The organism is Paenimyroides ummariense (assembly GCF_900115115.1).
GTDB classification, from domain to species: domain Bacteria; phylum Bacteroidota; class Bacteroidia; order Flavobacteriales; family Flavobacteriaceae; genus Flavobacterium; species Flavobacterium ummariense.
Genome location: NZ_FOVI01000010.1, coordinates 38,106 through 51,398 on the forward strand (window position 1 = coordinate 38,106; position 13,293 = coordinate 51,398).

Annotated in this window: 10 protein-coding genes; 6 read left to right on the top strand and 4 right to left on the bottom strand. The window is 34.4% G+C overall.

The window, feature by feature from the left end; translation table 11 throughout:
- Window positions 1–8: 8 nt before the first annotated feature.
- From BM253_RS08965 to hemL, 6 genes are read left to right on the top strand one after another with little or no spacing between them, the layout of a single operon-like run.
- A complete protein-coding gene (locus BM253_RS08965) occupies window positions 9–260 on the top strand; it encodes a hypothetical protein (protein WP_091522566.1) in 252 nt (83 codons plus the stop codon).
- A gap of 3 nt (window positions 261–263) precedes the next feature.
- The gene (locus BM253_RS08970; RefSeq protein ID WP_091522570.1) at window positions 264–569 is read left to right on the top strand and encodes a type II toxin-antitoxin system RelE/ParE family toxin; all 306 of its coding nucleotides are present in this window, start codon (window positions 264–266) and stop codon (window positions 567–569) included.
- Between the two features lie 12 nt (window positions 570–581).
- The gene (locus tag BM253_RS08975; protein WP_091522573.1) at window positions 582–908 is read left to right on the top strand and encodes a hypothetical protein; all 327 of its coding nucleotides are present in this window, start codon (window positions 582–584) and stop codon (window positions 906–908) included.
- Window positions 905–1,789 (top strand): 1-aminocyclopropane-1-carboxylate deaminase/D-cysteine desulfhydrase, encoded by an 885-nt coding sequence (locus BM253_RS08980; RefSeq protein ID WP_091522577.1) that lies wholly within the window; start codon window positions 905–907, stop codon window positions 1,787–1,789. The genes BM253_RS08975 and BM253_RS08980 overlap by 4 nt, the downstream gene beginning before the upstream one ends.
- Window positions 1,786–2,703 (top strand): glucosaminidase domain-containing protein, encoded by a 918-nt coding sequence (locus BM253_RS08985; RefSeq protein WP_091522580.1) that lies wholly within the window; start codon window positions 1,786–1,788, stop codon window positions 2,701–2,703. The genes BM253_RS08980 and BM253_RS08985 overlap by 4 nt, the downstream gene beginning before the upstream one ends.
- Window positions 2,704–3,984 (top strand): glutamate-1-semialdehyde 2,1-aminomutase, encoded by a 1,281-nt coding sequence (hemL, locus tag BM253_RS08990; protein WP_091522583.1) that lies wholly within the window; start codon window positions 2,704–2,706, stop codon window positions 3,982–3,984.
- Between the two features lie 49 nt (window positions 3,985–4,033).
- Here the strand turns inward: hemL and BM253_RS08995 are convergent, their stop codons facing one another.
- The 4 genes from BM253_RS08995 to BM253_RS09010 all read right to left on the bottom strand — a co-directional run bounded on the left by BM253_RS08995 (window position 4,034) and on the right by BM253_RS09010 (window position 13,188).
- On the bottom strand, window positions 4,034–6,808 hold the full coding sequence (locus tag BM253_RS08995) for an outer membrane beta-barrel protein (protein WP_177205754.1): 2,775 nt from the start codon (window positions 6,806–6,808) through the stop codon (window positions 4,034–4,036).
- Window positions 6,809–6,921: 113 nt separating this feature from the next.
- A complete protein-coding gene (locus BM253_RS09000; protein ID WP_091522588.1) occupies window positions 6,922–9,732 on the bottom strand; it encodes an outer membrane beta-barrel protein in 2,811 nt (936 codons plus the stop codon).
- Between the two features lie 82 nt (window positions 9,733–9,814).
- A complete protein-coding gene (locus BM253_RS09005; protein ID WP_091522592.1) occupies window positions 9,815–11,020 on the bottom strand; it encodes a PepSY-associated TM helix domain-containing protein in 1,206 nt (401 codons plus the stop codon).
- Entirely contained in the window at window positions 11,020–13,188 is a 2,169-nt protein-coding gene (locus BM253_RS09010; protein WP_091522596.1) for a TonB-dependent siderophore receptor, read from the bottom strand. Before BM253_RS09010 ends, BM253_RS09005 begins: the two co-directional genes overlap by 1 nt.
- Between the last annotated feature and the right edge of the window lie 105 nt (window positions 13,189–13,293).

The following is a 13,293-nucleotide window of genomic DNA, read 5'->3' on the forward strand; positions in this document are numbered from 1 at the left end:
AAATAATTATGGATATTCAGGCTACAAAATTGGAGCTAATAAAACGTCTTTTGCTTGTTGACAAAGAATCGGTTCTAGAAGAATTGAAAAAAATACTTTTGTCAAACTCAAACAAAGAAGAGGTTGTTGGTTATTCAACAGATGGAAAGCCTTTAACTTTGAAGGAATATCATAAAAAAGTACAGAAAGGAATTGATGATATAGCATCAGGCAATTTTACTACAGACGAAGACTTTGCTAAAGAAATTGAAACTTGGTAAATCATGTACAAAATTAAATGGTCTAATGAAGCAAAATCGGATGTAAAAAATATTTATGATTTTATAAAATTGAAATCTGTTGAAGCAGCAAAGAATTTGGTGGCAGCTATTAGAAATGCACCTAATTCGATCATTTTTGAAAATCAGTTTAGTGCAGATGAATACGCTTTACAATGTAGAAAAATTGTGGTGAAAAACTATAAAATTCTTTATGTTGCTGATGTTCAAAACAAAACCATAGATGTAATAGCAGTTTTTGATACCAGACAAAATCCTGATAAACTAACGGATATTGTTATAAAACCTTAAAGACGACTCCAAATGCGATTGATTATTTCTAAATTTTGGGTGCCAAAAGGGTTTTCGGGTATAACTGTTTACCCGTTTATTTTTGCGCGCGAAAAGCATCTACGTACCCATAAAACCTTTGTTAATCACGAAAAAATACATTTGCGACAGCAGATAGAATTATTAATTCTTCCGTTTTTTATTTGGTATGTTTTGGAATTTCTGGTTCGATTGATTCAATATAAAAATCGAAAAAAAGCTTACCGAAATATTTCCTTTGAACGGGAAGCTTACGCAAACGAATCGAATACAGATTATCTTGCCAACCGAAAATTCTTTTCTTTTTTAAATTATTTATGATACAGCCACAACAAGAATCCTTCAATCAAAAAATAGCTATTCCGAATGATTTTGGGATCGAAGTTTATGTAAAGAGGGAAGATGTGCTGCATAGTGAAATATCGGGCAATAAATTCCGAAAACTAAAATACAATTTAATCGAGGCTCGAACATTAGGATTTACAAAATTACTGACATTTGGCGGAGCGTATTCTAACCATATTGCGGCAGTAGCGGCGGCTGGTAAAGAATTTGGTTTTGAAACGATCGGAGTAATTCGTGGCGAAGAATTGCAGGAGAAATATCTGGAAAATCCTACATTAAAAAAAGCATCAGAAAACGGAATGCAGTTTGAATTTGTTACCAGAACGCAATATCGCGATAAAAATAATACAGAGTTTTTAGATCAATTGAAAGAAAAGTTTGGCGATTTTTACTTGATTCCAGAAGGCGGAACAAACAAATTGGCTGTAAAAGGATGCAAAGAAATTTTAACAGATGACGACAAAATGTTTGATTTTATCTGTTGTGCTGTTGGTACAGGCGGAACCATTTCGGGAATTATCAACAGTTTAAAACCGCATCAAAAAGCACTTGGTTTTCCTGCTTTAAAAGGCGATTTCTTAACAGAAGATATCCAAAAATATGCAGAAAACAGTCAGTGGAATTTGGTAACTGATTATCATTTTGGAGGTTACGCAAAGTTAAATGATAAACTGAGACAGTTTATGAAACAATTTTTTAAAAAATATTTAATATCTTTGGATCCTGTTTATACATCAAAAACGTTTTTTGGTGTAATCGATTTGATATCAAAAGGTTATTTTAAACCCGATTCAAAAATATTAATAATTCATACAGGAGGTTTACAAGGGCTTCAATCTAACATTGCTGAAATATGAAGAAAGTATTGTCCGTACTATTTACAGGATTGATTTTAATGAGTTGCAGTGCGGCTCATAATACAAAAGTAAAAGAAAAGATTGCCAAAGAATACGGAAATGGTGATAATAAGAAGAAAAAAGTAGTTGTTACAACCGCATCTGCAGTTAAAAAAGAAAGTACTCCGATAGCAGAACCAAAACCTGCAAAACCTGTTAAACCTTTATTAGAAAAAGACGACAGTGAAACATTAATAGCAACTTCAAAAGTAAATGTTTCTAAAAATACCGTAGAAGATTATATAAATTTATATTCTGGTGCAGCAATGCAAAGCATGAAAACGTACGGAATTCCTGCAAGTATTAAACTGGCACAAGGAATTTTAGAATCGGGATCAGGAAACGGAACGTTGTGCAGAACAGCCAACAACCATTTCGGAATTAAATGTAAGGAAGAATGGACAGGCGAAACGGTTTCTCATACCGATGATGCTCCAAACGAATGCTTTAGAAAATACCATTCAGCAATGGAATCTTACAACGATCATTCCGAATTTTTAGCAAACAGAGTGTACTACAAAAATTTGTTCACATTAGATAAAAGCGATTATTCTGCTTGGGCAAAAGGTTTAAAAAAAGCGGGTTATGCTACAGATCCTCGTTATCCTCAAAAATTAATCAGCATTATAGAGCGATATAAGTTGTACGAATACGATCAAAAAGTTTTAGGTTCAGATTATCAGTTTGTTCCAACGAAAACCGATGAAGTTTTAGCAACAAATTACGGAGCTCAAGCACAAACTTATACCGTTCAGGCAGGTGATACATTGTTTGCAATCTGTCAGAAATTTAATTCGTCGGTAGATCATATCAAACAATTAAACAGTTTAAATTCAAACAATTTAAGTGTAGGGCAAATCATAAAAATTCAATAAATGTTATACAAACGTAGCAGCGAATTATTCGTTGAAGCATTAAAATATATACCGGGAGGAGTTAATTCTCCCGTTCGTGCGTTTAAATCGGTAGGTGGAACGCCTATTTTCATTAAAAAAGCCAATGGAGCTTATCTTTTTGATGAAGATGATAAACGATACATTGACTACATTAATTCATGGGGGCCAATGATTTTGGGTCATGCGTATCAGCCCGTAATTGATGCCGTAATTGAGAAAACAAAATTGGGAACATCGTTTGGAACTCCCACAGAGATAGAAACCAAAATTGCTAAATTGGCTGTTTCAATGGTTCCGAATATTGATAAAATTCGATTTGTAAATTCAGGAACCGAAGCTTGTATGAGTGCGGTTCGTTTGGCGAGAGGTTTTACAAAACGAGAAAAAATAATCAAATTCCGCGGTTGTTACCACGGGCATTCCGATTCTTTTTTAATTGCAGCTGGTAGTGGTTTGTCAACTTTTGGAGTGCCTTCAAGTCCCGGAGTTACAAAAGGAACTGCGCAAGATACTTTGTTGGCTAATTTCAACGATTTAAATTCTGTGAAAGAATTATTTCAAGCGAATAAAAACGAAATTGCAGCCATTATCATTGAACCGGTAGCAGGAAATATGGGCTGTGTGCCACCCGTGAATAATTTTCTTCAAGAATTAAGATCGATCTGTGATGAAAACGGAACATTGTTGATTTTTGATGAAGTAATGACCGGTTTTCGTTTGGCAAAAGGTGGTGCGCAAGAATTGTTTAATGTGAACGCAGATATTGTTTGTTTTGGTAAAGTAATTGGTGGTGGCTTACCAGTTGGTGCATTTGCTGCACGTACCGAAATTATGGATTATCTGGCACCTGTAGGTCCAGTTTATCAGGCAGGAACATTATCGGGGAATCCGTTGGCAATGGCAGCTGGTTTGGCTATGTTGCAGGCTATAAACAACGATGCTGAATTATTCAATCGTTTAGAAGCAAAAACAGCCTATTTGGAAGAAGGAATCCGCAAGGTTTTAAATGCAAACAATAAAACGTTTACAGTAAACAGAGTAGGTTCTATGATTTCGATTTTCTTTTGTGAGAACGCAGTGGAAAATTACGAAGATGCTTCAAAAGCAGATACACCCGAGTTTAAAAAGTTCTTTCACGATTTGTTAGAGCGCGGTATTTACATTGCACCGTCAAGCTACGAAACATGGTTTATTACCGACGCTTTATCTTACGAAGATTTAGACGAAACAATAAAAGTTATAGACGAAGTAACGAAATAAAAAAATGCCCCAAACAGTATCAACTTTTGGGGCATTTACATTTTTACTTTTATTCCTCATCAAAACCGTATCTGCTTTTCTTCTTTCCTGCAAACTTTTCTAATTTATAAGTCACAGAAAACATTACATATTGTTTTAAAATGGTGTTTTGAACATCTGAAATGTTAGTTGGCGAAACACTTCTTCTAACACTTTGGTTTTGATTTAAAATATCATAAATTTTAACTTTAGCCAAGAAACGTTCGTTAAAGAAATTGTATCCTAAACTGGCATTCCAAAGCAAGAAATCTTTTCTAAAATCGCTGGAAAGGCTAGAGTTGTATTCGTACATAATATCACTACCAAAAACTACATTTTTAGGCATGTACGATGTAATCATTAAACCCGCATTGTGTTTAAAAAAGTTCGATTTATCAATAATAAAATTATCAAAACTATTATTTACAATTTCGTAACTGTAATTAGGCTTAATAATTAGTTTTTTATTAAAATCGAAAGTAAGACTTAATTCTGGTTGAATAGATGAACGGTTGGTACTGTAAAGTACACCGTTTTGCACACCTTTATCTAATCCGTTATTAAATTCGATACCTGCTGCAACAGTTAATTTATCTTTATCTGTTATTTGAAAACCCTTGTTGTAATTAATTCCAAGCCAATAATCATAAGTGTTTTCGATGTTTATGTAGGTAGAATAACCCACGTAATTTTCATCGAAAATGGTAGATGATGTTATTCCGCGTGAATTAAAAGTTCCACCGGCAAAAACATAGTATCCTGATCGTGTTTGCCAATCGTAATTGTTAAAATTTAAATATAGATTATGACGTTGAGTTGTTTGTAAATCTTTGTTTCCTTTTGATATAAACAGCGGGTTCGATAAATCTTCATACTCTAACAACTGGTTCATCATTGGGCTTTCTTCACGGTAAGAATAATTTAAGCTGATGCTTGTTGATTTCCCAATGCGGTAATTTCCGTATGTTCTAATACTTGGCAATAAATCGGTACGTTGATTTAAAAAGTTTGTGCCGTTGTAATACGATGCTACATCGTAATTGTTTATGGCTGTTCCTGCACCTGCACTAAAATAAAATTTTTCGCCTGTTAGCTGGTATCCAATGCTTGGATCCAATCTATATCCTTTTAAATTGTTGCTGAACGATAATAAATCGTTGTAATCAGAAAAATTATCAGCATTTTCATTCCAATCAAAAGTACTTCTGCCTTGAAATTCATTTCTCCACGTATTCGTAGCACTCAACGTTAATGTTTGTTTACTACCAATAGGTTCCCGATAAACCACATTTAACGCATAACGGTCTGTATGGTTTGACGATAGAATGTTTTGATTTCTGATATCGTCTGGTAATTGAGTTTGATAGAAATAGTTCGCAGAATTTCTTAATTGCTCTGTTTGATTATTTGAGTTGTCGTTGGTAAACGTAAAACTTAAACTACGACCTTTACGTTTAAATCTGCGCGATAACAATAATTGGTTTTGAAAATTGTAAGTATCGCCACTTGTAAAATTATCGTTTGTAGATTCGTTCAACAATTCTCCTGATTCATTGCGGGTTACACTAAATCCGTTAGTTCGCGATGAACTAATACCACGCTCTAATTTAGGAATTATAGATAATGTTGTAAGTGAATCTATTGCTATTTCAACTTCATAATTAAAAGTGTGTTTTGTTGATTTAGAGCGTAGTTCTGATTCCGATTCGGTAATGTATCTGTTTTCAGGTAAAAGATTTTCTATACGCGATTTGTTCTTGTTTCTGTTTTCAACTTCACGAAATAAGTAATTACCATTCACATTGTTGTTTTTACCCCAAGTATCGCTGTAATTTAAACCAAGCATATCGGTTTGACTAATACCTTGTTGTCCGCCAAAATCCATTCCGTTTACTGAAAAAGATCCGTCGCTGCTCCAAGATGAATAACTGTTTCTACCGCCCGACATGTTGTCCATAATTTCATCTGTAGAAAAGCCTTGAGAATTAATGTTGTTTGATGATCCTAAAACGCTAATTTTAAAATCGCCTTTAAAATAGTTGAACAAAAGCGACGATTCGTATCGGTCATCTGTTCCATATCCGGCAATAATCCTTCCAAACAAGCCTTTGTTTTTATCGTCGTCAATGGTAAGATTGATAGTTTTTGTTTCGCCGTTAGATTGCGCGCCTGAGAGTTTTTCTTCTTTCGATTTAAAATTGGTAATCTGTACTTTGTTAATAATTTCGGCAGGAATATTTTCCATGATTACTTTGCCGTCTTCACTAAAGAAGGGTTTACCGTTCACGATAATATTGGTCACTTCTACACCATTGTGTTTTACTTTACCAGCCTGATCTACTTCTACACCGGGCAATTGTTCTAAAAGTTCTTTCACGGTAGCATCTGGACGCACTTTAAATGCCGATGCATTAAATTCTAACGTATCTTTTTTTACGCGTACCGGTGGACCATCGGTAGTAATTACCAATTCGTCTAATACATCGCTTCCAGGATTTAATGTAATGGTTCCTAAATCGATACTTTCTTTTAAGCTTTCAAAATCTTGCGAAAAATCCTCGAAACCAAGATAAGATATGGTCATAAAAGTTGGTTCTTCGATTTTTTTAATAGGCATTGAAAATATTCCTTTTATATCGGTAATGGTATAATCTATTAAGGTAGAATCTTTTTTGGAAGATAAATAAATTGTAGCCGACTCTACAGGTTTTTTATTGTTGTCTGTAACTTTTCCTTTTAACTCAATTTTTTGTGCATAAAGAAATGTACCACACAAAAGCATGCAAATAAGCAGTAGGTTTTTCATAAATGTTTTTTTATTAGTTTTTAGTAAACGCAAAAATGTTAAAAAAAGTATATAAAAAAAAGCGTGGAATAATTTTTCACACGCTTTTAACATTTTTATTATTTGAAATAATTCTATAAATCTCTCATTCTGCCAGGCATCATCATACGGTTGCCACCACGGTTTCTGTTGTTTGACGAATTGCCAAATTGATTGAATTTCCATGTTACCGAAAACATTACATAACGTTCTAAAACGGTATTTTCTTGGTCGATAATCGCTGTTGGGTTAATTGTTCTTGATGTTCCAATATTCTTATTCAACAAATCATAAACTTTCACTTTTGCAGTCAACGCTTTGTTTAAGAATGTGTACGAAACTGCTGTGTTCCACAAAAAGAAATCTCTTTGAAATCCCGGTGCAATATTAGTATTGTAGGTGTAACCAAAATCGTTACCCCAAGTAAAATTTTCTGGCCAATACGTGGTTGTCTGCAACATTAAATTATGGCGTACAAAACTTGTTTCTGATAATTGAAAATTACTGTATTTGGTATTGTTAAACGATACGTTGTATGATGGTGCTATTGTAAAAAGTTCGCCATAATCCCAAGATCCGTAAATGTTTGGAGAAAAACTGATTTCGTCTGCATCATACAAAATACCATTTGCAAAACCTTTTTGTCTGTTAAAGTTGATATTACTTCCAGCTCCATATCGAATAGTATGGGCGTCAAATTTATATGATTTACTCCAATGGAAAAATAAACCAGTGTTAAATGCACCCGAAACATTTTCATAGGTAGTGGTTCGCTTGCGGTTTTCGTCGAATAGGGTAGAAGAAACAATTTGCGAGTCGTAAAAGCTTGCATTAGCAAAAATACTCCAGCCAGAACGCAGTTGAAAGTTGTAATTTCTAAAACCTAAACGTAACGAGTGGTATCTTGCTTGATCTAAATCGCGATTACCAATGTATGTTTGCAACGGATCGTTTAAACGCTCATAAGGCAGAATCTGCGTAGCGTTCGGGTTATTTACGTTGTAGTTGTAACCAATATTGAAATTTTTGTTTTTATCAAGCTTGTATCTGAAATTACTGCGGATATAAGGCGAAATAAATTTTCTATCAACAGCATAATCGTTGCTCATGTAAAAAGCCGATGCATTAAAATTAGCAATATTCACACCCGAATTTACAAACCATTCTACTTTCTCGTTGTCGTAATTTATGCCCACATAAGGCGTATTGGTAATGATGTTCGTGTGCGTTTGGTTTGATAAACGATCATTAAAATCAATAAAACTATTGGTTTCTTCGTTAAAATTAAAAGTGTTCAGATTATCGGTTTGATTGTTGTAATCAAATGTGTAACCCAAGTCAATAAACGTTTTTTCGCTGATAGGTTGCGAATATTCTGCAGTTATTGTATAGATGTCATCGGTGCTGTTTGATCTTTCTTCCTGATTACGAATATCGTTTGGTTGATCGCCCTGATAAAACAAAGTTGTCGAATTGGTGTTACCCAAACCTGTTGTTTTTGAATTATCGTTGCTGAATTCCAAACTGAAATTTTTGCCTTTATCGTTTAATTTTTTATTGAATTCAATTGAATTTTTAAACGTAAAACTGTCCGATGTAGAGAATGATCTTTCATTACTTTCGTTAAATAAAGTGCCATCTGCATCCATTGATTTTGCGGTGGATGTATTTCTGAATTCGTTGTTGTTAGCCGTTAACTTTGGGTTAATAAACAATTGAGTTGTCGGGTTTATTTTATATTCCAAACGAACATCGGCATTGTGGTTGGTGTTGTTATTTAAACGCTGCGATTCCGATTCGGTAATAAAATCGCCGTCAGGCAACAGGTTTATCACACGTGAACGGTTGTTGTTTTTGTTCTGCGTATCTTTAAAATAATAACTTGCGTTGGTTTCAAATCCTTTAAAAAACTGATCAGAATAATTTAAACCAGCCATGTGTGTGCGTGTAATTCCCGAGCCACTACCAAAACCGCCTGGCCCACCAGAACGTCCGCCAAAGGTTAAGAACTGACTGCGACCACCACCCATATTATCAAAAATTTCATCCATTGAAAAACCTTCGGAATTGATGTTATTAGACGATGCTAATACCGAAATTTTACGATTTCCTTTAAAATAATTGACTAATCCGCTGCTTTCGTAACGGTTCGATCCATCTATAATGCTGCCAATTCCTGCACTTAACTTCGCCATTAAACCTTTGTTGTTGGCTTCATCTATGGTTAGGTTTATGCTGGCATTATCACTTTTTGCATTTCTGCCCGAAAATTCTTCGCGTTTGGTTTTATGGTCGGTAACCTGAATTTTTTTAATTAAATTGGCAGGTAAATTCTGCATTGCAATGGTTCCGTCGGTATTAAAAAAAGGCTTTCCGTTAACTAGAATTTGGGTTACTTCTTTACCATTTACGGTTATTTTTTTATCGGCATCAATTTCTACACCCGGCAGTTCTTTCAACAAAGCCTCTACATTGGCATCAGGACGAACTTTAAAAGACGAAGCATTAAATTCTAAAGTGTCGTTTTTTACACGGATCGGTGCATCGGTAACAATTACAATTTCCGAAAGTACATCCGAATCAGGCACCATTACAACTTCGCCTAAATATTTTGACTGATTGATTTTATCGAATTTTTCGATTTTATCTTTGTATCCAATGTACGAAAACGTAAGATACGAAGGTTCTTCAACAGCTTTAATATCAATAGAAAACAAACCGGAAACATCAGTCGTAGCGTATTGAATAAGCGTAGAATCTTTTGCTTTAGACAGATAAACAGTCATATCGGCAAGCGGAGCTTTAGCATCATCGACTACTTTTCCTTTCAGTTGAATATTTTGTGCAAAACCATCAACAAAAATAAGAAGAATTAAAAACGGAAGTATGGACAGTATCTTTTTCATAAAAGCAAAAATAAGAAAGCGATTCTTCAAAAAAAATTGAAAAATCGCTTTTTAAAATGTATTAACCTATTTTGTTTTAAGCTTAAGCTTTTGTTTTCTTCTTTTTATTGCGTCCATACCAAATCATAAAACCGGTAACCGGTAAGCTGGCACACAGCAAACTTATAATAAAAGCAATGATTTTGGTAGGCAAACCAAAGATCGACCCTACATGAATATCGTAATTGGCATTGATCATTTTCTCACCAAAATCTTTGTCTTCCGGGTTTCTTGTGTGTAGCAATTCGCCCGAGTTTTCATCGAAAATTAAATTACTGTTTTTGTGATACGAATACGAAAGATGTCTAACATAAACCTCAAAATTCGGATGTTCGTGATCGTCTATATGCTCGTGCCCCAAATCTAAGGCAAACATGTAAGCATCGGGATACAATTCTTCTACTGTTTTAGCAATTTTATCTAACGTAGTTTCGGTTCTTAATTCTTCTGGAGCAGTGGTTTTTATGTGTGAAAAATCAGGATATTGGGTGTTTCCACCCGAAAAAACTACATAAATCATTGCCTGGATAAAAAAGAAGGCATAAAACAAACCGGTAATTGAAAAAATTAAGGCAAAAAACGATGTGTAAAAGCCAATAATGTTGTGTAAATCGTAGTTTTTACGTTTCCAGCTTTTAATATTTTTCCACTTAAACCAAAAACGTTGTTTGCGCGCAGCTTTGTTTTTTGGCCACCACAGAATAATGCCCGAAATAAGCATGAAAACAAAAATTAAAACCGGAATTCCCGTAACCCATTTTCCCCAATCAGAATTTAAAAGAAAACTCCAGTGCAGCATTTTTACAATATTAAAAAAGCCGTTTTTCTCGTCGTAAACTTGTAAAACCTTACCGCTGTACGGGTTTACATACGCTAATTTGTAAACAGGATATTCATCGAAATAATTCCAGGCATGTTCATTGCGTTCGTAATAATAAAACTGATACGATAATGCATGATCTATAGGAATATTTACCCAGTGTATTGGATATTTTTCAGGAACCTGCTGTTCCACTAAACGTTCTAACGTTTTAATGGTAAGCTTTTCCTTGTTTTGATAATTTGGTTCGTTGTGGTAAATGTATTCTTTACGCTGAACGCCTTCTATTTCGTCTTTAAAAACGTACAATGCACCAGTTATAGAAATAAAAAATACAATAGAACCAATAAGCAAGCCGAACCAAAGGTGCAGCTTGCCTATTAATTTTTTGAATTTGCTTTTTTGCTTTTTATCTTTCTTATTTGTCATTAGAATTTATAGTTTAAACCTAACGAAATAGATCTTGCAAATTGCGGGTTGATGGTTGACCAACCTATAAAATATTTTTCATTAGTAAGATTATCAACTTTTAAAACAGCACTGTATTTTTCGGCATTGTAAGATAATGCTGCGTTAAAAACGGTGTAGCCCGGCAAAGCAAATATGCCAATAGTTGATCTGTTAAGAGTAAGTAATTCACTCGCAGAATTGGCACCGAAACCTAATCCGAAATTTTTTAAAGTTCCTTGTTGAACTGTGTAATTTGCCCAAAAGTTAATTAAATTTTCAGGACCAGCTTCTTCTGTTCTTAAACCTAAATATCCAGAATCTGCTGCATCGTTAATAACTTTGTTGTTATTGTGACTATAACCTGCAATAATGTTTAAACCATTAATAGGGCTTCCTAGTACACTAACTTCAAAACCTTTGCTTTCTACTTCGCCGGCTTGTGTAGCATCTATACCGTTACCCATTACCTTGTTTTTAACTTTAATGTCGTAGTAACTTGCCGTAACCGATAAGCGGTCTTTAATTAAACTTGCTTTTGTACCAACTTCCCATTGGTTTGCTTGTTCAGGTTCAAAATAACGTAATTCTCTACCAACAATATTTCCGTCTTCGTCTGTAACATCTATGGCAGCAGCATCTAAATATTGAAATCCGTTCATGTAATTACCAAAAACCGATAACTTATTTAGAATTGGCTGATAAACCACCCCAAATTTAGGAGAGAATGTTGTTCTTTCTTTTAATTTATCAGTTGAATATGCTGTTGGCTGTCCGGTAAAATGGTCGGCGCGTAAACTAATCATTGCCGATAAATTTGGTAAAAATTCAATTACGTTTGATGTATACGCACTGTAAATTTTTGTTTCTGCCGATTGCAATTCTGCCGATGTTCCTAATAAAGCGGCGTCAACATGTGGTGTAGTTAACATTGTTTGTTGCATTTCATTATTTGCATCTGGCATTGTATCTGTTTGATTCACTAAAGAAACTGTTCCATAACTTGCCCAACCTGTACCGCCAACAGTAAATTTTCTTTGGAAATAATCTAAGCCTGCAACCAATTTATTTTTAACCGATCCAATATTGTAAGTTCCCACAAAATTTTGTTGAATACCCGTTGCGTTTGTCTCTGCTTCGCCTTTTGTTATAAAACGCGTAAACTCATCTCCGTTGGCAGAATCCCATAAATAATGGTAATAACCGCTTGTTTTGGCGTTGGTTTTAGAGAGAATGGTGGTCGATGTCCAATTTTCAGATAACTGATAAACTGCGTACGCTTGTAGGTTGAATGTTGGGTTTTTTATGGTTAAATCGTTGCTGGTGTATGATTTTTTATAGTTCTGTTCGAATAAATCCATCGATTGAAACGATAACGGACTGTATCGGCTTAAAAAGATCATAGGTGCATTCGCAGCTTCAGAACTTTTAAATTCTGTATTGACAAAGAACGTTAAACGATCGTTCGCAACAAATTTTAACGATGGCGCAAAAAATAACGATTTGCTAAAACCTGCATCTTGAAAAGAATTGCGGTATTGGTATGCCGTATTTAATCGAAAAGATGTTTGTTTGTTAAGCGGCGTATTAATATCGGCAGTAACACGGTTTAATCCGTACGATCCGTTGGTATAACCCATTTCGCCCCCAAAAGTTTCGTAAGGCTTTTTAGTAGTGATATTAATTAATCCACCGTACGATACTAAATTTCCACCATACATAGTTCCCGATGGTCCTTTAATAACTTCAATGCTTTCTATATTTGCAGGATCTAAACTTCCATTACTAAAACTTGGCATGCCGTTTAATAAGCGTGGTTGGGTTGAAAAACCGCGCATACTATAAAATTCCGCACCATCACTTCCGCGACCTGTAGATTCCCATAAACGCGAAACACCTGTAGCATTTTTCATAGCATCGCTAAAAGTGGTTACTAACTGTTCTTTTAAAATATTTTTGTTGATTACGTTATAAACCTGCGGATTTTCAATGTCTTTTAAAGGCATTTTGTTCGATGAATTTACACTTTTTTGAATATATGCTTCAATGATTAATTCATCTAAATTGTCTGATTTTATAGAATCGGTTTCTTGAGCACTTGCTTCAAAGGCAACAGTAACCGCAGGAAGAATTAGTAGTAATTTTTTCATCTTTTAAAAATTTGATGCAAAAGTACTTTTATTCTTATTTAAAACAAATAAAAATAAGGTTTTTTTGAAGCAAATTAAAAATGATTAAAAACCGATTTATTTAAT